A 22,721-nucleotide genomic window follows, 5' to 3' on the forward strand; every position below is an offset into this window, starting at 1 on the left:
TTCTTATCTTCTAGGGAAATGAACACCTAAAGGAATTAGCACCGTACCTGAACAGGCTGGTTGCTGAGACGTCATAGGGCCAATCCCTCGGTCTCTCTTGATAAGAATCAAATTATGGAATTATGTGAAAAGAACAATTTCAATAACTTTATCATGACATGGAAAATAAAACAAGAGCGAATTATTAAAATCTGTCTTTCAGCAGCTGCATCCGTTGATTGAATAGACTTGGATATGATAAAAAGCCAAGCAATACACTTGTCACTGCAGCGGTCGTCAATAATAGGAATATGATGAGCAATTGGAACTGAACCGCTTGGATGGGGTCCGCACCTGCGATGATTTGACCACTCATCATACCTGGAAGTTGAACCAAGCCCATTGTCTTCTGACTTTCGATTGTCGGGATCATGCTTGCCTTGATTGCGTTGATGAGTTGTCTATGAATGGCCTGTTTTGGCGTTCCACCGAGAGAAAGGATGAGTTCGGTTTCATCACGATGCGTTTCAATCTCAGCTGTGAACCGGTTAAGGAATAGGATTGATAGCACCATTGAGTTGCCAATCACCATGCCGCTAATTGAAATGATGTATTGTGCGGTTGGCGGTACGATTTGAAAGCCTAGTAGAATACTCTGGGTTAGTACTTCTACAAAAAGTAATGTGACCGCGATTTTCCAAGTGATTCCCTTGATTGCTTTTCCTTTCTTACGGGTGTTTTGTGTTGCCGCTGCAATCATTAATGTAACCATTAACAAAATGTACAATATGTTTTCAGAATCGAAGACAAATTTAAGAATATAGCCGACCATAAGCAATTGGATAATGGACCGAATTGTCGCAATGATTGTGTCTTTTTCCAAATCTAAACGTAGAGTCTTTGATAGTAGTAAAGGTATGATTACAAATATAAGTGTAATGGATAACGTAAGATAGCTCATTCTACGCCTCCTTGCACAAACTGCTTCACAAATTCATTTGTTGGTGATTTCAATAAGTCACTTTCGCCAGTTTCAATGACTTGACCATTCATTAGAACCCAAGTGTAATCTCCAATTGATAAGGCTTGTTCTAAATTATGTGTTATCCAGATGATGGTTGTGCCATACACCCGGTTAATCTTGACGATTAATTCTTCGATTTCATGTAAAGATGTTCGGTCCAAGGCGGATGTGATTTCATCCAGTAATAGGATTTCAGAGCGGTTGATTAGTGTGCGAGCAATGGATACTTTTTGACGCTGACCACCGGATAATTCATTGGTTTTACGATGTAAAAATTGCACATCTAATCCGACGTCTTCTAGAATTTTAATGGCATCCTGTTCAGGCAATTTTTTACCTTGAAGTTCCATAGGGAGAGCTAAGTTATGATAGACGGTGCCTTTAATCATTGGTGCGCTTTGAAGTGCGATTCCGACATGGCGGCGTAGTTCAACGGGTTCATATGTGGAAATGAGTTTATCGTGAATGAAAATATCTCCTGAAGTAGATGAGATCAGCCCGTTACATAATTTAAGCAATGTTGTTTTTCCTGCTCCAGAAGGGCCGACGAGCGTTGTGATTTTCCCTTCCGGAAAGGAGCCCGTAATATTTTTTAAAATATGTACGTCACCAATGGAATAATTGGCGTCATGAAAGTGTAGGGCGGGTTTATAAAAATTGGACATTACATTCTCTCCTACCAGTTTCTTATTTATAATAATTCTAATCTAGGTAGTTTTGTCATGCAAGGAAAATCTATTGCAATTCCAAAAAATGTTTGTTACTATATCGTTAATCGATATAGCGATAAGCGATATAGTGAGAAGGTGAAAGAATGATAAAACAGCCAGAAAGTTTTTTACCATTGTCGCAGGCAACATATTATATTTTACTGTCCTTAAGGGAAGTACGTCATGGATATGCCATTATGCAGGACGTAGAAAAAATAAGTCGGGGGGAAGTTACAATGGGTCCCGGGACATTATATGGAGCACTAGGAAAATTAGAAAAGCAGAAAATCATTCAAAAAGTAGACATAGATGATGCAGAACGCCGCAAGTATAATCAGCTGACACCCTTAGGTAAAGAAGTGCTTCAGCTTGAGTTTAAGAGGCTTGAATCACTTGTGAAAAACGCCAGGAGCATCATAAAAGAAATGGAGGGCGAAGAAGATGACTGTTAAAAGGTTCAAGATTTTTCTTGCTTCAAGTGTTGATAAAGAAGAGCAGTGGCTGACGGATATGTCACGCCAAGGATTTCATTTTAAAAAGTATGGATTATTTACCTATACCTTCGATGAAAATCCTAATGAATCATATGTCTATCAAATTGATTTCCGGGATGCGAATGAAGAGTATATGCAACTATGTAAAGATGCCGGTTGGCAATATGTAGACAGCGCTCTAAAGCAATTTCATTATTTTCGTACAGAAGCAAATGAGTCAGGGGTAAAAAAGATTTACTCTGATGGTGAGTCAGTAAAAGAAACGTTTCAGCGGATGATGAAATTTTATCTGATATTATTTATAATCTTTTTAACATCGCAAATTGGATTGTTTTTGACGTGGAAAGGTCAGTTGACTCAAATAATTATGACGGTTATCATTATGCTTGTTATTCTTTTGTACTTGTACGTTTTTATTTCCTTGAAGAGAAAAATTGATTTTTATTGACTAATAAATGATGCTTATTTCAGCAAGTACTATTTGAAATTCATTCACCAATCGTCATTACAACCTTGATTTTAACCGCTGTTTTAGCGATATTCTTTTCTATATATATGATTGGATTATCGAATGAAGATAAACCCCCTTGGTAAATAAAGCGAGATGATTTAATAAAAAAGTGAAGGGCAAACAATTTGAGTTTGCCCTTCTATTTTATCTCCAAGGGGAGGTGATTGAATAACCAATCATGAAATTACTTGATCTTAGTAAAGAAAACGCCACAAGTAAAACGTCGCATAGGACTCCCAGTTCTCCCATGGTGCAGCAAGCTTTAAAATTTCTTCTTTCGTTGGCTTTTCTTCTGCTCCTGTCAAATGTTTGATGGCGTTATGAAGTCCGACGTCAGCAATTGGAAACGCGTTTGGGAAACGCAAACAGCGCATTAAGACATAGTTTGCAGTCCAGGGCCCAATTCCGCGGATTTTGATAAGCATGTTTTCCGCTTCCTTAAAGTTCCCAGTTCCCAATACCTGAGCTTTGGATAGGCTTCCATCTGCGATAAGCTGTGCAACCCCAATCAGGTACTCACATTTTTTTACGGTCATTTTTAATGACGATAAATCCTCGACTGTAAGCTTCGCAATGTACTCTGGTTCAGGGAATATCCAATATGACTGTCCTTCCCATTCAATCGAATTTCCGAACGTCTCCACAAAGCGCCTTTTCAACGTATATGCGTATGTCAGATTGATTTGCTGTCCAAGAATTCCCCAACATAACGCTTCAAACAGGTCAGGGATTCCGATGTTTCGCAATCCATAAAACTCACTTACTGCTTGTTGAAGCAATGGATCCCTTTTCGCCATCTCATAATAAGGTTTCAAATCAGTATCGAGATCGAACCAATCACGTACATAATGGACGACCATATCCCGGACGCTATCGCTAGACGGTGTATATTTTTCTATAAACCGAACCAGAAGGTTACCCTCTGTATTTTCGCTGACTTCGACTAATAGAATCTCATTCCCAACTGGAATTGCCTTGATCACTTTACCATCACGGATTTCAAACATACACTCATTGTTTGACCTGGACATATAGCTGATATTTTCTTTGAAATTGAACTCTTTCGGAACGGCTATTATCAAATGATCTTGTTGATTAACTAGCATTTTAAAAAATCTCCTCTGCATCTTATCTATATGTTTAGTTGTACCATAATCCCAGGTGGAAAAGTTTCGCTATCTTGCTGTTACGTCCTGAAAAGCATTTATTTTGGAAATAGAGGAGGTATACTTAGGGTAAGAGAAAGAGGTGATTCCGTGAGCGATCATCAACAAGTCAGGCAGTTGACTGACGAACAGTGGCAAGCAATTAGACATAACGACGTAAGGTTTGATGAAATCTTCATTTATGCCGTGAAATCGACGGGTATCTTTTGCCGACCATCTTGCAAATCAAGAGATCCAAAAAAAGAGAATGTCCGTATTTTCAATGATGCGGCGGAAGCGCTAGCAGATGGATTCCGACCTTGCAAACGCTGTAAGCCGGGTGGGCTGCGTTTACCTGATGAAGAATGGACTATCCAAATTGGAGAATATATAAACGAGCATTTTCAGGAGCCATTGACGTTAGAAATACTTGCAGACATGTGCCATGGAAGTCCTTATCACCTTCAGCGAACATTTAAAAGAATCACGGGGCTGACGCCTGTTGAATATATCCAAAAGATCAGAATAACGAAAGCGATGTCTGAACTTACTACAACCGATAAATCCATTGCTGAAATTGGGGTAAGCGTGGGGCTTCGGAATCCGTCCTATTTCATCACGCTATTCAAAATGAAAACTGGACAAACACCAAAACAATATCGAAAACTAGTGAAGGAGGTAGAGGTTAGTGGAGAAGAACAGTAAAAATAACGTGTATTGGACATTGCTTAATCACTCACAATGGAATATGTATATAGCTGCGACGACAGAGGGGCTTTGCTATATAGGTACCCCGAATGCACCATTCGGAGAACTGGAAGCGTGGGTGAACAAACGGCTTCCAAGTCATGTTCTGATAGAAGAAGCGGATATCTTACAGCCACACGCAGTTGAGTTAATGGGTTATTTGAAAGAGCGACGCAGGGATTTTGCATTGCCAATCGATCTTCACGGTACTCCTTTTCAACAAATTGTCTGGAAGGCCTTGCAAGAAATTCCGTACGGACGGACTGTTTCATATTCGGAAATTGCAGAACGGATTGAAAAGCCGAATGCGGTACGAGCTGTTGGAACCGCTATTGGTGCCAATCCGGTCTTAATTATTGTTCCTTGTCATCGTGTCATTGCGAAAAGTGGTAAGTTAGGTGGTTTCAGGGCCGGTTTAGAGATGAAAGAGCAACTTCTAGAACTGGAAAGATAGTGTTTCGACATAAAAAAAGACAAGGGAGAAGTTAATCTCACCTTGTCTTTTTGCTTTTTGGAACAGGTATGTGATTCGCAGGTTCTTTATTCGTGACATCAAGTATATCAAGTAGGAAGACAAACACGGGAATACCGATAATGAGTCCCCAGACGCCAAAGAAGTTTTGTGAGAAAATCAGTACGATAAACGTGTAAAAAACGGGTAAATCTGTTTTGGAGGACATCAGTTTTGGATTTAAGATATATGCTTCAATGCCATGAATAATCATAACTGCAATGAGAACATAAACAACTTTCAGGAATCCTCCGATTGTAAAAGCAATTATCGTCAGAGGGACAAGTGAAATGATGACCCCGGCAACGGGAATGAGTCCTAAAAAGAAAATCATAATTCCCAAACCGATTATTTGTGGGAATCCGAGTATGAGTAATACGATCACGGACAATATTGTATTAACAATTGCAATGATAAATTGGGCTTCAATCACTTTTCCGAATGTACGCGTGAACTTTTTACCAAAGAACTCAATTTCGAAGTAAAAGGGAGCAATCTTACTATCTTTAAATTTGTTTGTAAACTCTATTAACCGTGGTTTTTCTAGCAGGAAAAATAAGCTTAATACGAGGGCAAGTATGACTTGAATACTTGTTTTACTAATATCAGAGAAATATTTTAACAAAAATGAAAAACCATTTTCCAAATAGGCTGCAATTTGATTACTAGAGATGACGGATTCTAAGTAGGTGAGCAGTACACTATCATGAGGTGTGGAATAGAAGTTTGTAATTCTTACAATAATTTGACTGATTTCCATTGTGATTATAGGCAAATACTTAACAACACCAACTGTCAGTAAGCCAACAATCACTGTATACAGGAGAATGACTAGCAGCTTGCGGTTAAAATGTACACGTTTGAGCGTAAACTCAATAAGTCGATCCAACAAAAAAGCGAAAATGAAGGTAAGCAATATAATATTCATCATACTTTTGACGCTGTAAAGAATTAAAATAATCAAAGCGAAAATAAGAATACGCCGTGGTCCCTTTTTCTCGAAAATGTCTAATAACCCATTCATATGACTTTAGCTCCTTCATAAATAATTACAAGTGAAAACGAGAAATGAGACCTTTCATTGTTAGTATTGCCATGATTTGTAGAGATTATAAATTAGAAAATCTCTTTTAAAAAATAGCTTACGAACGAATATGCAGCACTAGCTGTGAAAAAGGAGTTATACACCGGAAAAGGTTATATCTCCTCAGCTCATGTTTTATTATATTATAGTTGTTGCAATAAATGAAGTTTGAAACATATTTTAATTGATAGGGATGGCTACCCAATGTCCTTTTGAAACCTCGATTAGCTCAGATTGCAATAGTTGATATTTATCCTCCTCAATTTGATCTTCCATTAACGTTCGTTTTTTCTTCGATTCTATTTTAGGGTCAGGAATTGGAATCGCTGAGAGTAACGATTTTGTATAGGGATGCTGTGGGTTAGAGTACAACTCTTCGCTTTCGGCAAGCTCAACAATTTTCCCCGCATACATAACTGCGACCCGGTCACTAATGTGCTTAACCATAGACAAGTCGTGCGCAATGAACAGATAGGTGAGTCCAAGCCGATGCTGAAGATCTTCCAGTAATTCCACAATTTGCGACTGGATAGAAACATCGAGTGCGGATAACGGTTCGTCGCATACTATGAAGTCAGGTTCTACGGCAAGTGCACGTGCAATACCAATTCTTTGGCGCTGTCCACCGGAAAATTCATGTGGATAGCGCATTGCATGGGAAGGTTCGAGTCCGACCATAACAAGCAACTCTTCTACCCTCTTTTTTCGTTCCTCTTTATTTTTACTCAACCGATGAATGTCTAATGCTTGACCGATAATATCAAGCACTTTAAAGCGTGGATTAAGTGAAGAGTACGGATCCTGAAAGATCATCTGCATATGGCGCCGCATCGTTTTCATTTCATTTTTCGAAAGCCGGTTAATGGCCATCCCTTGATACAAGACATCTCCGTCTGTCGGTTCGTGAAGGCGCAAAATGGCGCGGCCGGTCGTTGACTTACCTGATCCCGACTCGCCAACAAGACCGAGCGTCTCTCCGGGTTTGATATGAAAACTGATATCGTCCACGGCTTTCACTATATTGCCTTTCCCAACGTCGAAATGCTGCTTTAGTGATTTCACTTCTAGCAGGGGTTTCCCTTTTTCTATACCAATGGTACGTAAAGGAGTGCGTTTAGGCTTCTTTTTCTCGTCAAGGCGAGGAAGGGCATTGAGCAGTTTCTTTGTATAGGAATGTTTTGGGTTATCAAAAATTTCTTCCGTCGTTCCGGTCTCCACAATTTCCCCGTCTTTCATAACAGCGACACGATCACACATGCCGGCAACAACGCCTAGGTCATGGGTAATCAGTATGATGGATGTTCCAAAACGTTGCTGCATATCTTTCATCAAATTTAAGATTTGGGCTTGTATTGTCACATCAAGTGCAGTCGTGGGTTCATCCGCAATCAATAGGGTCGGACGGCAAGCGAGTGCAATCGCAATCATGACGCGCTGCCGCATTCCACCTGAAAACTCATGCGGATATTGGCTAAAACGATCTTCACTATTACGGATACCTACAAGTTTCAAAAGTTCAATGGTACGGTTTTTCGCATCTCCTTTAGATAAGTTCTGATGTTTAATTAAACTTTCCGCAATTTGTTTACCGATTTGAATTGTTGGATTTAATGAAGTCATCGGATCTTGAAAAATCATGCTTATATCACGACCGCGGATACTCTCCATCTCTTTTTCCGTTTTTTGCACGAGATCTTCACCTTGAAATTCAATCTCTCCATCTTTCAGATAAGAAGGGGGAGAGGGGAGGAGGCGCATAATTGAGCGGGCTGTCACGCTTTTTCCACTTCCTGATTCACCTACAATACCAAGTGTCTCACCTTTCTTCACTTCAAAACTGACACCACGGACTGCTTCAAATTCCTTGTCGTGGCCCAAAAACGAGACGCGTAGATCACTTACCTTTAATACTGTTTCCAATAAAAACACCTGCCTATTATCTGAAATTATATTTAACTAAAAATTACATTGACTTAAATAGTTACCGAATCTATACTTTACTATACCAATAGGAATTAAACAATATCGGGAAGGAGGAATTGCTTCAATGCGAGTGAATAAAGAAGCGACATCCTATTTTAGATTATCAGATGTTCTCCGATATACGTTTGGCAAAATGGGAAGACGACCGACTTATAAGTATTTGCTACTAATTTTAGGTTTGCCGGTTCATGTTATTGTATTTCTATTCTATCTGTCGAAAAGAGGAGACAATAAATACTCTTCAATTTATGAAGAGGTAAGGGCATCATTGACATCAACAGGTTATAAAGAGGCGGCGATGCTTGATTTTAAAGAACAATTACTACGGAAACAATCATTCTTCAATAAAGAAGTAAATGAGCGAGAAATAGATAGGCAAGTGGAGGAGCTTGCCGAAGAACAATTTAGAAAAACGCTAACGAAAAAAACAAATCAGCTAGCGGAACAGAAAGGTGTTCAACAAGTTACGTATTCAACTTACTTTCAATCATTGCTTGGAAAACCGTTGTTCTTGCTTGCTTCATTCATTCCAGGCATCTTTATGTATCTACTTATTCTTTTGTTCAGCAATCCGTACATCAAGTTTATAGTTGAACGATTGATTATGAGTATCTTTGTTATTGCTGGCGTTGCAGTTCTTGTGTTCACGATACTTTACTTATCGCCGTTTGATCCTGCCGCGAATATTCTTGGCGAGGCGGCGACGAAGGAACAAATCGCATCATTCAATAAATTACATGGTTTGGATTTATCATATCTTTCACAATTATGGAATGCGCTAAAAGGAATCGCGACGTTTGATTTAGGTGCTTCTTATGCCGGCAATGAGGATGTCGCAGCAAGTATAGCGAATAAATTCCCAATCACATTAACGATTGCGGTTTTATCATTACTGATGGCAGTTGTCATCGCTATCCCGGTAGGCATCATTTCTGCGACAAGGCCGAATTCATTTTTGGACTATTCATTCATGTTTATTGCATTGATTGGATTATCGATTCCGAACTTTTGGCAAGGATTACTATTTATTTTGAACTTCTCTATTAAATTACAATGGTTACCGGCCACATATAGTCCTCAAAACTGGCTTTCTATCATCATGCCTGTTGTTGTGCTTGGAACTGCATTGACTGCATCTGTCGCGAGGATGACACGTTCTTCGATGTTGGAAATCATCAATGAGGACTACATCATTACCGCTAAAGCGAAGGGCCTCAATCGGCTTCAAGTACTTTGGAAACATGCGATTGGCAATGCAATGATACCAATTATTACAGTCATTGGTCTGCTATTCGGGGGAATGCTCGGGGGAGCGGCGGTGACTGAGAAAGTATTTAACATTAGCGGAATCGGAAGTTACATCGTAGACAAGCAGTTCATTCCCGATATTCCCGCTATTATGGGTGGAGTTATCTATATTGCAATAACGATTTCATTAGTCAATGTGCTCATCGACATTTTGTATGCGTTTTTCGATCCTCGCATCCGTTCGAAGATGAAGCAATCGTAGAGCAGGAGAAGGTGTGAAGGTGAATCTAAAAAAAAAACATGCATTGAAATTATCGAGGGAATATACACAAGCAAATTTCACATGGATTATTTCTTTAATCCTGACAGTCGTCTTGCTACTGAACAGTTTCAATTTCAAAGAAGGGGAGTTGAAAAGTTCGGTCTTCAGCTTATTTGCGGCCTATGCGTTGTTCACTATTTTTCAAATGATTCTTACGTGGATGGTGAAGCGAGACCTTCTGACAATAGGTGAAATTCGAAGTTCGACAAGAAAGCTCGGCTACATACAGCTGTTTAGTATAATGACGGGTAATATTTTCACTGTAGCATTTGCATTTAATCTTATTAAAAAGAAGAAGACACCTGAATATACGTTTGCCGTTTATATGCTGCTTACTCAGGTTTTTATCATCGCGATATCATCACTTAATTTATTCAAGTCATATGTGGCGGATTCATTTTTAACGGCAATGATTATCTTGCTAGGAATAATGATTTTTCAAGTCGTGACACTTGTTCTCACAGCGAAATATGTTGAGGAAGAAAGTGCGCCAGCTTGGATGATGATTGTTGCCATATTACTTCTGTTTACCGCATTGACGGGTAATATTTTTGCACTATTGCTTGGCTATAGCTTGATTTTAAAGGTTCGCAGTCATGATCAGTCTAGGATTTCGAAGTGGAATACGATGTGGGAGAAGATTACCCGTAATTCAACGGCGATACTTGGTTTGTTTTTCATCACTCTCATGTTTTCCATATCCGTTTGCAGTGTATTTACGTTTGACTACGATATGGCAGTTGAAAATGATTATGGTGCAATACTTCAAAAACCGAGCCTTGTCTATCCGTTTGGCACTGATAATTTCGGACGGGATTTGTTTTCAAGAATCATCTTTGGTGCAAGAATTTCGCTTCTTGTAGGGTTTGCTTCAACGGCCATACCGGTAGTTATTGGTGGATTCTTAGGTGCATTAGCCGGGTATTACAGTCAGCGGACGGACAATATCATAATGCGACTGCTTGATGTACTATATGCCGTTCCTGGAATTTTATTGGCAATTGCTATCATTGCGGCATTTGGAGCAAATACGACGAATCTTATTTTAGCGCTTAGTGTGGGGTCCATCCCAACCTATGCCCGAACGATGCGTGCGAATGTCATGATGGTGTCGAACTATGAATTTGTCGATTCAGCACGTGCGCTCGGTTCATCGGACTTCTCTATTATCTTTAGACAGATAGTGCCGAATTCGCTCGCGCCGATGATTGTCAAGGCAACACTGACAATCGGGGGCGCTGTCATCGCGACGAGTAGCTTAAGTTTCTTAGGACTCGGTGTGGAACCGCATATTCCAGAATGGGGAAATATTTTAAAAATCGGTAGCACATACTTGGAATCGCATTCCTATTTAGCCATTATCCCGGGGCTTGCGATTATCTTACTTGTATTATCGTTTAACTTTTTGGGAGATGGATTGCGTGATGCATTTGATCCAAGAATGGATTGAACATAAATACCAAACAATAATAAGGGGGAATTAATAATGAAGAAAAGTTTATTGACGATTTTAATAGCAATTATGGTGGTGTTGGCCGGATGTGTAAGTACGAAATCGGATGTTTCCGATAAAAAGAATGACAATACAGAACCAAAGACGGATAAAAGTAAGGTGGTCATCGAACTTCTGGGTATGGGTTCTGGGGAAGAAGATATGAATATTGTACGAGATCAGCTTATAAAAAATGGCTTTGATGTGAAATTGAATATTCAGCCTGATTACGGAAGCTTCACTGCACAGAAAGATGCAGGGAATTATGATGTCGCATTATCTAGCTGGACGACAGTTACGGGGAACCCCGATTATGCTGTTCGAGCACTGTTCAAATCAGACGGTGATAACAGTATTATGGCTGATGATGAAGTTGATACATTGATTGAAAAGGCAAGTACAGAAACGTCTGATGAGTTTGCAGAGACATACAAGCAATTAGAACAGCGTCTAGTGTTTGACAAAGCTTACATTGCACCTCTTTATAATTCATTTAAAGCACAGGGAGTTAATAAAGACATTCTCGACGTAGACACAGTTAGGCTTGCTAAATCACGTGCAATTGCCTGGGAACCTATTGATTTCATTGACAAATCAAAAAGAGATACGGATCCATTAATCATTCAGCAAGCTATTGGAACTTTGACGTCCCTCGATCCTATTAAAGGGAATGATGGATCTATCAATACATTGAATACAAATATGTATGTGCGTCTCGTTAACTTGACAGATGATGACGTTGTTGTTTCAGACGGCTCATTATCCTATAATCACAGCATCGCAGAGGGCAATTCAGATTATTACTTCCTTCTTCGTGATGATATCAATTTTGCGTCAATTACAGACGGAAAAGCTGTAGATACTGGTGAACGCGTAGGAGCGGACGATGTCATCTTCTCGATGAATCGTGCAAAAGACCCGAATTCAGTACCGGATCACCGTACGTATAGTTTACATGAACATATTAACGAAGTGGAAGTAGTCACAGATCTATCTGATCTCGATATTTTGCAATCAGGAAGTGATGCAACAGTCAGAGAAGGGCTTGAGAAGAACTTGGATGTGAAAATCGGGGAGCTTGTTTCTGATAAAAAAGAAGCCGATAATGCGACTGGGAAATATCAAGTGGTAAAAATGACAACAACAGCTCCATTCCCACAAGTACTGAACTATTTAGCTCACCAATCTGCGGGGATTGTCTCGAAAAAACAAGTTGAGAGTATTAATACGTATGATGTTTCTTCGTTTGATGTGAGTAAAGACATTCCTTACGGAGATCAGAACACAGTCATAGAGGGTGCTAAATACAACAATACATTGTACGCGAGTGGCCCATACATTTTGTCACACAAAAATGATTACGAAGGTATTTTCTATAAAAACCCTGCTTATATGGTGGGGACAGAGCACGAACCGAAAATTTCAAATGTAACAGTTCGCTTCATCCAAGATCCGGACAGCACGCTTTCAGCTTTACGCAATGGTGAAATCCATATTTTCAACGGAGTCCCAGAAACAAAATACGACGTGGTTGAAGGTGACAGCAAACTATTCTTGCAAAAAAATGATAGTAATGCTGTAAGTTACTTGCTTTTCAATACAAAAAATCGTGAAGTATCAACGAGTGAAGAGTTAAGAAAAGCCGTTCTTTACTCGATCAACCAAGATGAAATTCTGAATTTCTATCAAGGGAACAAGAAGAAGGCTGTTTCTACGGTCAGCCCACTGGTAGACACAGGGAATGAATTGAAGGCAGATCCAGCTAAAGTTCAAGAGTTTCTGAATGATTATAAAGCGGGTAACTAATATCTATTCGTATTATTAATGAAGTGAGACTAAATCCGTTGTTACTAGGATTTAGTCTCACATTTTTTTATTCATATTTTACTTTTCTGTCGACCGATAAAAATCAATCATCGCTTTTTTTCGGTCACCGAGGGTTGCGAACTCACGGGATAATTCTTCATGAATGCCGTTTTGATCGATCGTTCTTTTTTTTATTTTTTCGGATAAGGTCTCGTTTTTGTTTGCATCTCGTTCATTGTCTTGTTTCATTAAAATACCTCCTCGTATATTAGAACCAGTTCTTTTTAATATGGCTCGGGAGGACAAATTCATTCATAATTGTGAAAAAGCTATAAAAGGATATGTCACATCATGTTATGTTAAGTCGAATATAGGGTAAATAGTGTATACTTGAACCATTAGAATGCGGAAGAAGGAGATTGACATGAGTTCGAAATATGCGGATGACAGCTTGGCTTTACATACGGATTTATACCAAATCAATATGGCGGAATCATACTGGGCGGATGGAATACATGAACGAAAAGCGGTTTTTGAACTTTTTTTCAGAAATTTGCCGTTCGGTAATGGCTATGCGTTATTTGCGGGGCTTGAGCGAGTTCTCGATTATTTAAGAGGGTTTCATTTTAGTGAAAGTGATCTTGCTTACTTAAAGGATGATCTCGGCTATGAAGACGACTTCACCTCTTATCTAAAGGAGCTACGTTTTACAGGCACTGTTTATTCCATGGCTGAAGGGGAGCTGGTTTTTGCGAATGAACCTATTATTCGCGTGGAATCGACACTTATCGAAGCACAGCTGATTGAGACCGCTCTACTTAATATCGTTAATTATCAGACGCTTATTGCGACGAAAGCAAGCCGCATCAAACAAGTCGTCAAAGACGAAATAGTGATGGAATTTGGCAGTCGGCGTGCACACGAGATGGATGCGGCGATATGGGGTGCACGTGCTACGTTCATTGGCGGCGTTGAAGCGACAAGTAATGTCCGCGCTGGGAAAAGATTCGATATTCCTGTAGCGGGAACGCATGCTCATTCAATGATTCAAGCTTATAAAAGTGAATACGAAGCATTCCATTCATACGCTAAACGTCATAAGGACTGTGTTTTCCTTGTCGATACGTATAATACAGTAAAAATAGGCATTCCGACGGCAATCCAAGTAGCTAAAGAACTTGGTGATAAAATCAATTTCATCGGCGTTCGTTTAGATAGCGGTGATATTTCATTCCTATCCAAGGAAGCGCGCCGTATGTTGGATGAAGCTGGATTCTTGGATGCGAAAGTTTTCGTTTCAAATGACTTGGATGAATATACAATTCTCAACTTGAAAGCACAAGGTGCAAGGGTAGACGTATGGGGAATTGGAACGAAATTGATCACAGCGTACGACCAGCCTGCACTTGGGGCCGTCTATAAAATTGTTTCCATAGAAAACGATGCCGGTGAAATGGAAGATACGATTAAAATTTCGTCGACAACCGAAAAAGTAACGACGCCTGGACGTAAAAAGTTATACAGAATTATTGACCGAGAAAATGGTAAGGCAGAAGGGGATTATATTACGATGTATGATGAAAATCCCGCATCCGAGAAACGCATCAAAATGTTCCACCCCGTCCATACATTCATCTCGAAGTTTGTTACGAATTTTGAAGCGAAGGACTTACACGTCAAAGTCGTGGAACAAGGGGTTATCATCTATAATAATCCGACTCTTCAACAAATGCGTGATTACGCAAAAGACAACTTGGAGTTATTATGGGATGAATATAAACGATCCCTTAATCCAGAAGAGTATCCGGTCGACTTAAGCCAAAAATGTTGGGACAATAAGATGCGCAATATCCAGGAAGTCCAGGAAATGGTGGAAGACTTTATTAATGGCTAAGGAGGTTTGTTGAAGTTGACATTACAAGATAGAATTATCGCTGAGTTAAAGGCGCAGCCAATCATTGAACCTAAAGAGGAAATTCGGAAATCGATTGACTTCATGAAAGAATATGTAAGGGAAAACCCATTTTTAAATGGCTTTGTTCTTGGAATTTCAGGTGGGCAAGACTCGACGCTTGTCGGGAAACTTGCTCAACTCGCTGTTGATGAATTAAATGATGAAGAGGAAACTAAGCGATTTAAATTCATTGCAATCCGGTTGCCTTATGGTTCTCAGTTTGACGAGGAGGATTGCCAGGATGCATTGGAATTCATTAAGCCGTCTCTAATCTACACGATTAACATAAAAGAAGCTGTCGATGCGAGTGAACGTGCATTGACTGCAGGTGGCGTTACGTTGACCGATTTTGCTAAAGGAAACGAAAAAGCACGGGAACGTATGAAGGTTCAATACTCAGTTGCGGCCATGCATGATTGTATTGTTCTCGGGAGTGATCATGCAGCGGAAGCCATTACCGGATTTTATACGAAATTCGGGGATGGCGGTGCAGACCTTATGCCGATCTACAGGCTGAACAAACGGCAAGGGAAACAACTACTTAAGGAACTTGGATGCCCTGAACATCTCTACTTGAAAGTTCCGACAGCGGATCTTGAAGAAAACAGACCGGCTATTCCTGATGAAGTAGCGCTTGGTGTCACCTATGACGATATCGATAATTATCTTGAAGGTAAAAAGTTGCCGGAGGGATCCCGTACAGCAATCGAGAATCATTTTCTCCGTTCAAAGCATAAACGGCATATGCCGATTACAATTTTTGATGATTTTTGGAAATGACTTCAGGGGGCTCCTTATTGGGGCTCCTTTTTATTTTCTAATCAGTGCTTAAGTTGTGTGAGAATTAGATATCCTGTATTATAAAGGTATGTTTTGTTAATTTTCGGACAAATTTAGCGTAATAGACAATTGGGGGAATTGAAATGACACATAAAGAGATGATTGAAAAAGTCTTAACCAATATCGAAAAAGTGATGATTGGGAAAAGAGATATCGCCGAATTAAGTGTTACCGCACTTCTTGCCCGAGGGCATGTCCTACTTGAAGACGTGCCAGGTGTTGGAAAAACGATGATGGTAAAAGCATTGGCTAAGTCAATTGGGGCAGATTTTAAGCGAATTCAATTTACACCGGACTTACTTCCTTCCGATGTTCTAGGCGTTTCAATTTATAACCCTAAAGAAATGGAATTTGAATTTAGGCCAGGACCCATCATGGGGAATATTATTCTAGCCGATGAAATTAATAGGACTTCGCCAAAGACGCAATCCTCTCTATTGGAAGGGATGGAAGAGTCCACCGTGACGATAGATGGAGAAACGATGCGAATTCCGCAACCCTTTTTTGTCATGGCAACACAAAATCCGATTGAATATGAAGGTACATACCCGCTACCTGAAGCGCAACTTGACCGTTTTCTATTTAAACTGAAGATGGGTTATCCGACGAAAATGGAAGAGATTGAAGTACTTGATCGTGCGGAGAAGGCCGTTCCAATTGACACGTTAGAAACCGTAGTATCACTTGAAGAATTAATCGAACTCCAAAAGGCTGTAACAGAAGTTAAAGTCGATAATACTATTAAGTCCTATATCGTAGAATGTGCTTCGCAGACGCGTGATAATCCATATGTCTATTTAGGTGTAAGTCCCCGAGGATCTCTTGCGCTTATGAAGGCATGTCAGGCGTATGCGATGATAAAAGGGAGAACTTACGTTACACCGGATGATGTCCAGTACTTGTCGCCATTCGTATTTGGACATCGCATGATTTTACGTCCTGAAGCCAAGTATGAAGGGATTTCCACTTCGGAAATTATAGAACGAATTTTGATGAAAGTACGTGTACCTGTAGATAAGGTTCAGCTGAAATGACAACTGTTAGGAAAATGATTGATATTTCGAGCCGGTTACTATTTGTTTTGTTCGTCTTGGTTTCTACATTTGTTTTTGCCATGTTCCAAGGCGGCATGGTCAGTTGGACTATTTTTTATATTATATTGCCTTTTATAATCTATTCTCTATTACTATTTTTCTATCCAATGTCGAAAATGACTGTGGAACGTACCATTCGGACACCTCATGTGCAAAATGGTGAGAAGTTGATTGTTTCTTTATCTATTAAACGTAAAAATCGATTTCCCTTACTTTATACCGTTGTAAGTGAACAGTGGGCAGAGCCCGAAATAGTTGTTTTGGCAGGTGAAAAGTTAAAACGCCTGTTTGTTTTTGGATTCCGTCAAGAAGTTGAGTGGGAATACGAAATCGAAAAAATACCCAGGGGTGAACATATACTTCAAGGGGTGAAAGTCGAGATTTCCGACTTTTTTGGATGGCTCCGAAAAACGAAATTTATTGAAGTAGAGAATATGATTCTAGTGTATCCCAAAATGACAGGTATTCATTATGTACCATTTAATACACAATATGACCAAGGTACGATGGCCTCGCCATTAAATATCGTCAAAGATACGACGATGGCAACGGGTGTACGCAATTACCAGTCAGGTGATCGGGTGACATGGATTCATTGGAAATCGTTTGCTAGAACGCAGACCTTGATGACAAAGGAGTTTGAAGATAGACGATCACAAGAGTTATTTATAATCATGGATGGCAGAGAGTCGAAAATGTTTGAGGAGCTAGTAGAACTTACTGCTTCAATATTGAAAGAAGCATCAAATCATCAGGCAGATCTTGCCTTGATGACGACGGGTCCTAAACCCTCCTTATTCCCATTTATACAGTCGGAAGAGCAACTTCATATGGCATTGGTTCACTTGGCAAAGATTAAGCCTGCGAATGAAGCATCATTAGCTGACTTTGGAACCACGTTTCAACACGGGGGCAGTATTGTATTGATCACGGGGAACCCCGATGGGCCTTTCATACAATCAGTCCTGCTAAGTGTGGACAACGTTGAATCTATCATTTGCATGGTCGTAGTGAAACGTGATGATCCAGCATTGCAAAGGATTGAAGAGGATATTAGACTTGCAAAATCGAAGGGAATTACCGTGCATTTATTAGAACAGAAGCAGTTTTCAGATGCTTTTAAAGAGGCGGTGCGATTATGACTGGAGCGCGAATTGATAGGCAACTGCTACTAATTCTTTATATACTGGCATTGATCCTTTTAAGGGAATGGCTAATTCCGGTTATTGAATTGACCAATTCAGATCATTTAACACTGTTTTTATTATTTGTGGCGCTATCATTTTTTTTGGCCTTAATTAAAGCAAAGTGGTGGATAGTCGTTCCTACAAAGATTATTTTCATTGTAGTAGCGACCCATTATGTATTTTTTGAAAAGGTACTATTTACAAAGGAAACACTAGTATATGTATCAGGTGACTTCCTTTCGAATGCCCCAATTATCATGAATGGTGACTGGGAAAGTATTACGAATCCATTTAGAACTGTGTTGTTTTTCGCGCTACTGTGGATGACGACCTATCTTATCCGTCATTGGATTGAAGTAAGGAAAAGTATTTTGCTATTTTATATCATGACTATTCTATTTATAGCGTTCATTGATACGTTCGGTGGATATGCTGCAGGTGGCGCTATTTTCCGAATTATGGTGACGGGGTTATTACTTCTTGGTTTACTTGCGATTACTAGGCTTGCGGAGAAGCACAACACATCAGTTCCAACAGGTGCATTCCTAGCGATATCCGTTCCACTTCTTTTCGCAGTTGTTGTGAGTGGAACGCTTGCCAACATTCTTCCGAAACAAGATCCCATCTGGCCAGATCCGCTACCTTATTTTGAGTCATTTGTGCAAGGGAGTGGGGAAGGTGGGGTGGCTAAAAGTGGATACGATACGAATGATTCCACATTGGGTGGTTCGTTTGTGCAGGATTCTACATTAGTCATTGAAGCAAAAGTGGCTAATGAACAATACTGGAAAATTGAAACGAAAAACACATACACCTCAAAAGGTTGGGAGCAGGTATCTGTTGACGAGTCCCAGACTAGTTATACTCCTGGTATGGAGATAGGGGAAATTGCGAGTCAAGGAAATGTGGACGCTGCAGCCCAACAACTTGCGGATTTGAAGGTGTCGGAAGACTTTTCTTTCATCGTTTATCCTTATGGGATGAATAAAGTATACGCAACAAAGGATGTTGTTTTTCAATACTTGGAAGGGGCAGGAAAGTACAGTACAGAAATTGAGGGCAAGGAAGGGGTCCTAGATTCGTATCAAGTCGAATTCACAGAGCCTGATTACAGCTTGAAAAAGTTAAGGGCTACTAGGATGGGAGATTTTTCAGAGGTAGCTGAAGATTTAACTCAGTACCTACAACTTCCAGAGCAATTACCTGAACGGGTGGAGGAACTTGCAAAAAACATAACAGAAAATCAGGAAAGTGTTTACGAGAAGACGAAGGCAATCGAAAAGTACTTTGGAAGAAATGGCTTTGTTTATACTCAGCAAGGTGTCGCTATTCCAAAAGCAGGCGATGATTATGTAGATCAGTTCCTCTTTGATACCAAACAGGGATACTGCGATAACTTTTCCACGTCTATGGTTGTCATGTTGCGCTCGATTGATATTCCAGCACGTTGGGTAAAAGGTTTTGCTCCCGGAGAATTTGTCTTAAATGACGAAGGGGAGAAAGTTTATCAAATTACGAATAATGAGGCGCATTCATGGGTTGAAGCATATATGCCTGGTATTGGCTGGATGCCATACGAACCGACAATTGGATTTAGTAGCTTAACGGATATTGAATATGATATCGAGTTGAACCTTGATGATACACTAACACCGGAAGTGAAAAAGCCTGTACAACCAAAGAAAGAGCAGGCTGAAAAAACGGTAAAAGCAGATAGGCACTTAAAAAATAGTGAGATTTTCAAAACTATGGGTACTTGGATCCGGAATAATATGTGGATAATAGGTGTGATTGTGTTAATAGTCATTTTTGCCGGCTGGCGAATATTCGTTAGTAGGGTAAAGTGGCTGCCTAAAGTGCTAGTTTATGTCCATCGTACTAAACAAGAAGATTGGTTAACATTTACAAAGCGCTATAACAGTTTATTGAAACAACTGGATCGTTCTGGTTTGAAGCGGGCAACTGGTATGACATTATCTGATTATGCAACGAGTGTTGACAACTACTTCGGTGGAGAAAGAATGAAAATGCTTACAACTGCATATGAAAAGGGTTTTTACGGTGGAAATATAACTGAACACGAATGGGTAGTGTTGCGGGAAATATGGGAAGATTTAATCAATAGGTCTTCGGGTTGATTTTTGTCGTAAATAGAAGTAAGATGAAAAAAGAACAAGCCCAAGGTGCCCTCATATATATCCGATAATACGGTTCGGATGTTTCTACAAGTTACCGAAAATGACTTGGCTATGAAGGTGGATTTAGCTCATTGATATATGAGCTTTGTTCGCTTTTTTATAGATGATGAGACGCGCAGAAAGCTGGACTTTCTGACGCGTTTTTCTCTATTTGAAAAGGCCTTGTGGAACGTTTGGAATATAGTTATGTTGCACGATGAAAAAGTTGGTAAAATAGCCGGAAAAGGCTGGAATAATAAAATTAAAAGGAGGTTGTATCATCTTGAAGCAGGACAATATTTTAGTATTGGATTTAGGTAGTAGTGAGAATACGACAATAGCCCGTTGGATTCGTGATTTAGGTGTATATAGTGAGATTCACCCTCATGATATTATATCACAAACGATTGAAGGTTTAAAAACGGTAAAAGGAATTATTTTAAATGGTGGTGAAAATAATATCGTTGATGGTGAAGCGATTGACGTATTAGATGAAATATTCGCTTTAAACATTCCGGTAATTAGTGTGGGTCATCCTTCTACGAAAGCACTTAAAACATTCGAGCAATGGCCAAGTGAAAAGGAAACGAAAGCACTTTTAAAAGATTTCGTGTTCCATACATGTAAGGCAGAAGCTAACTGGAATATGAAAAATTTCATTGATGATCAAGTTGCTTTAATCCGTAAACAGGTAGGCGATAAGAAAGTATTATTGGCTCTTTCAGGTGGTGTAGATTCGTCTGTTGTTGCGGCATTATTAGTTAAGGCAATCGGCAAGCAATTAATTTGTGTGCACGTAAACCATGGTTTAATGCGTAAAAACGAGTCTGAGGGCGTTGTTCAAATGTTCGAAAAAGACTTGGGGGATAACCTTGTTTACGTGGATGCAAGCGAGCGTTTCTTAGGTAAACTAAAAGGGGTAGACGAGCCAGAAGAGAAGCGTAAAATTATCGGCAATGAATTTATTCGCGTATTTGAAGAAGAAGCGCGTAAACTTGAAGGAATTGACTTCTTAGCACAAGGAACAATATATCCAGATATCGTAGAATCTGGTACAAAAACGCATAAAGTTGTGAAGTCACATCATAATGTTGGAGGACTTCCAGAAGACTTGCAATTTGAATTAGTGGAGCCGTTATTCCAACTATTCAAAGATGAAGTACGTGCGTGTGGTGTTGAGTTAGGTCTTCCGCACGATATGGTATACCGCCAACCATTCCCAGGACCTGGTCTAGGTGTGCGCGTTTTAGGTGAAATTGAGCCTCATCGTCTTGAAGCGGTACGCGAATCAGATGCTATTTTACGCGAAGAATTTGCACTCGCAGGATTGGATCAGAAAGTTTGGCAATACTTTACAATCATTCCGAACTTCAAGTCTGTCGGTGTACGCAACAACGAGCGCACGTATGAATACCCAATCATTATTCGTGCCGTCAACACAGTAGATGCGATGACAGCGACAGTGGAACAAATCGATTGGCCAATTCTTCTGAAAATCACTGACCGGATCATTAACGAAGTGAAAAATGTAAACCGCGTATGCTATGACCTGTCTCCAAAGCCAGGCGGCACAATCGAGTGGGAATAAAATAGAAGATATCGTATAAAACCGAGGATATGGCTCGGAAGTTTCTACCGGGACACCTTAAATTTCCCGACTACGATTCAAATAGAAGGGGGATAACCCTTCTATTTGAATTTGTTTTAGGGAAGCATGCGAAGTACTATCGCATGCTTTTTTTATCTAAAAAAACTATTTGAAGAGGAAGTTATACATGAAAAAGTATTTTGAGTTCGATAAGCTCGGAACAAATTATCGCCGAGAAGTTATCGGTGGTCTGACAACGTTTCTTGCAATGGCATATATTCTTATTGTCAATCCGTTAATGTTGTCGCTTGATGGCATAACGGGCATTCCGGACGAAATGCGTATGGACAAAGGCGCTGTATTTGTCGCAACAGCATTGGCCGCAGCAGTAGGTTCTTTATTTATGGGACTTATCGCGAGATATCCAATTGGACTTGCGCCGGGTATGGGATTAAATGCATTCTTCGCATTCAGTGTAGTATTGGGTATGGGGATTCCTTGGCAAACAGCATTAACGGGTGTACTTTTTTCAGGTCTCATATTCATTGTATTATCACTTTCTGGTCTCCGCGAAACGATTATTAATGCAATACCTACACAACTTAAGTATGCAGTTGGTGCCGGTATAGGTCTTTTCATTACATTCCTTGGATTTCAAAATGCCAACATTATTGTTGCTGACCCTAACACGCTTGTAACTTTGGGTGATTTAACGAAGGGGCCGACATTGCTGGCGATTTTTGGTCTTGTTATTACAGTAATTATGATGGTTCGAAAGATTAACGGTGCTATATTTTACGGAATGATAACGACTACTATAGTAGG

20 protein-coding genes and 3 riboswitches (1 of these 23 cut by a window edge) are annotated in these 22,721 nt (G+C 39.8%); of the genes, 14 read left to right on the top strand and 6 right to left on the bottom strand.

The features are described 5' to 3' along the window. Positions 1–107, bottom strand: a riboswitch (SAM riboswitch). Between the two features lie 77 nt (positions 108–184). Then, complete coding sequence (gene fetB, locus H7992_RS02865) at positions 185–940, bottom strand: ABC transporter permease (protein ID WP_067205503.1); 756 nt, start codon at positions 938–940, stop codon at positions 185–187. Continuing rightward, positions 937–1,668 carry an ABC transporter ATP-binding protein gene (locus tag H7992_RS02870; protein WP_067205506.1) on the bottom strand — a complete coding sequence of 244 codons (732 nt, stop codon included), beginning with the start codon at positions 1,666–1,668 and terminating at the stop codon, positions 937–939. Before H7992_RS02870 ends, fetB begins: the two co-directional genes overlap by 4 nt. Positions 1,669–1,817: 149 nt before the next feature. Between H7992_RS02870 and H7992_RS02875 the strand changes: the two genes are divergently transcribed. Beyond that, a complete protein-coding gene (locus H7992_RS02875) occupies positions 1,818–2,165 on the top strand; it encodes a PadR family transcriptional regulator (protein WP_187046585.1) in 348 nt (115 codons plus the stop codon). Beyond that, positions 2,155–2,655 (top strand): DUF2812 domain-containing protein, encoded by a 501-nt coding sequence (locus H7992_RS02880; RefSeq protein ID WP_067205511.1) that lies wholly within the window; start codon positions 2,155–2,157, stop codon positions 2,653–2,655. Before H7992_RS02875 ends, H7992_RS02880 begins: the two co-directional genes overlap by 11 nt. A 257-nt stretch (positions 2,656–2,912) precedes the next feature. Here the strand turns inward: H7992_RS02880 and H7992_RS02885 are convergent, their stop codons facing one another. After that, a complete protein-coding gene (locus H7992_RS02885) occupies positions 2,913–3,824 on the bottom strand; it encodes a DNA-3-methyladenine glycosylase family protein (RefSeq protein ID WP_187046586.1) in 912 nt (303 codons plus the stop codon). A gap of 150 nt (positions 3,825–3,974) precedes the next feature. Here H7992_RS02885 and H7992_RS02890 point away from each other — a divergent pair, with 150 nt between their 5' ends. Continuing rightward, positions 3,975–4,568 (top strand): bifunctional transcriptional activator/DNA repair enzyme AdaA, encoded by a 594-nt coding sequence (locus H7992_RS02890; RefSeq protein ID WP_255428570.1) that lies wholly within the window; start codon positions 3,975–3,977, stop codon positions 4,566–4,568. Further along, positions 4,552–5,064 (top strand): methylated-DNA--[protein]-cysteine S-methyltransferase, encoded by a 513-nt coding sequence (locus H7992_RS02895; RefSeq protein WP_370569954.1) that lies wholly within the window; start codon positions 4,552–4,554, stop codon positions 5,062–5,064. Before H7992_RS02890 ends, H7992_RS02895 begins: the two co-directional genes overlap by 17 nt. 37 nt (positions 5,065–5,101) lie before the next feature. On the opposite strand, the gene H7992_RS02900 is transcribed toward H7992_RS02895, so the two are convergent. Then, positions 5,102–6,145 (bottom strand): AI-2E family transporter, encoded by a 1,044-nt coding sequence (locus H7992_RS02900; RefSeq protein ID WP_067205520.1) that lies wholly within the window; start codon positions 6,143–6,145, stop codon positions 5,102–5,104. 240 nt (positions 6,146–6,385) lie between these two features. After that, positions 6,386–8,125 carry an ABC transporter ATP-binding protein gene (locus H7992_RS02905; protein ID WP_187046588.1) on the bottom strand — a complete coding sequence of 580 codons (1,740 nt, stop codon included), beginning with the start codon at positions 8,123–8,125 and terminating at the stop codon, positions 6,386–6,388. A 127-nt stretch (positions 8,126–8,252) separates the two neighbouring features. Here H7992_RS02905 and H7992_RS02910 point away from each other — a divergent pair, with 127 nt between their 5' ends. Genes H7992_RS02910 through H7992_RS02920 form a run of 3 tightly spaced genes read left to right on the top strand, consistent with a single transcriptional unit; the run spans position 8,253 to position 13,056 of the window. Then, the gene (locus tag H7992_RS02910) at positions 8,253–9,698 is read left to right on the top strand and encodes an ABC transporter permease (protein WP_187046589.1); all 1,446 of its coding nucleotides are present in this window, start codon (positions 8,253–8,255) and stop codon (positions 9,696–9,698) included. A 13-nt stretch (positions 9,699–9,711) separates the two neighbouring features. Then, positions 9,712–11,208 (top strand): ABC transporter permease, encoded by a 1,497-nt coding sequence (locus H7992_RS02915; RefSeq protein WP_187046590.1) that lies wholly within the window; start codon positions 9,712–9,714, stop codon positions 11,206–11,208. A gap of 36 nt (positions 11,209–11,244) precedes the next feature. Next, the gene (locus tag H7992_RS02920; RefSeq protein ID WP_187046591.1) at positions 11,245–13,056 is read left to right on the top strand and encodes an ABC transporter substrate-binding protein; all 1,812 of its coding nucleotides are present in this window, start codon (positions 11,245–11,247) and stop codon (positions 13,054–13,056) included. A 78-nt stretch (positions 13,057–13,134) separates the two neighbouring features. On the opposite strand, the gene H7992_RS02925 is transcribed toward H7992_RS02920, so the two are convergent. Then, the gene (locus H7992_RS02925) at positions 13,135–13,305 is read right to left on the bottom strand and encodes a hypothetical protein (RefSeq protein WP_187046592.1); all 171 of its coding nucleotides are present in this window, start codon (positions 13,303–13,305) and stop codon (positions 13,135–13,137) included. Between the two features lie 175 nt (positions 13,306–13,480). On the opposite strand from H7992_RS02925, the gene H7992_RS02930 reads away from it, so the two are divergent. The 7 genes from H7992_RS02930 to H7992_RS02960 form a co-directional block, all read left to right on the top strand. Then, on the top strand, positions 13,481–14,950 hold the full coding sequence (locus H7992_RS02930; protein WP_067205531.1) for a nicotinate phosphoribosyltransferase: 1,470 nt from the start codon (positions 13,481–13,483) through the stop codon (positions 14,948–14,950). A 15-nt stretch (positions 14,951–14,965) separates the two neighbouring features. Further along, positions 14,966–15,790: an NAD(+) synthase gene (gene nadE, locus H7992_RS02935; RefSeq protein WP_067205534.1), complete on the top strand. Its 825-nt coding sequence runs from the start codon at positions 14,966–14,968 to the stop codon at positions 15,788–15,790. 143 nt (positions 15,791–15,933) lie between these two features. Continuing rightward, entirely contained in the window at positions 15,934–16,884 is a 951-nt protein-coding gene (locus H7992_RS02940; protein ID WP_067205537.1) for an AAA family ATPase, read from the top strand. After that, positions 16,881–18,086 (top strand): DUF58 domain-containing protein, encoded by a 1,206-nt coding sequence (locus tag H7992_RS02945; protein ID WP_187046593.1) that lies wholly within the window; start codon positions 16,881–16,883, stop codon positions 18,084–18,086. Before H7992_RS02940 ends, H7992_RS02945 begins: the two co-directional genes overlap by 4 nt. After that, a complete protein-coding gene (locus tag H7992_RS02950; RefSeq protein ID WP_187046594.1) occupies positions 18,083–20,269 on the top strand; it encodes a DUF4129 domain-containing transglutaminase family protein in 2,187 nt (728 codons plus the stop codon). Before H7992_RS02945 ends, H7992_RS02950 begins: the two co-directional genes overlap by 4 nt. A 31-nt stretch (positions 20,270–20,300) precedes the next feature. Further along, positions 20,301–20,401: riboswitch (purine riboswitch) on the top strand. 187 nt (positions 20,402–20,588) lie between these two features. Next, positions 20,589–21,896: a glutamine-hydrolyzing GMP synthase gene (gene guaA / locus H7992_RS02955; RefSeq protein ID WP_222618018.1), complete on the top strand. Its 1,308-nt coding sequence runs from the start codon at positions 20,589–20,591 to the stop codon at positions 21,894–21,896. Further along, positions 21,888–21,989: riboswitch (purine riboswitch) on the top strand. (Overlaps the previous gene by 9 nt.) 94 nt (positions 21,990–22,083) lie before the next feature. Further along, positions 22,084–22,721: the start of an NCS2 family permease gene (locus H7992_RS02960; RefSeq protein WP_067205559.1), read on the top strand. 697 nt of this gene lie beyond the right edge of the window; only the first 638 of its 1,335 coding nucleotides appear in the window; the start codon lies at positions 22,084–22,086; its stop codon lies off the right edge, out of view.

The sequence above is a fragment of the Sporosarcina sp. resist genome, from assembly GCF_014302295.1.
Lineage (GTDB): Bacteria > Bacillota > Bacilli > Bacillales_A > Planococcaceae > Sporosarcina > Sporosarcina psychrophila.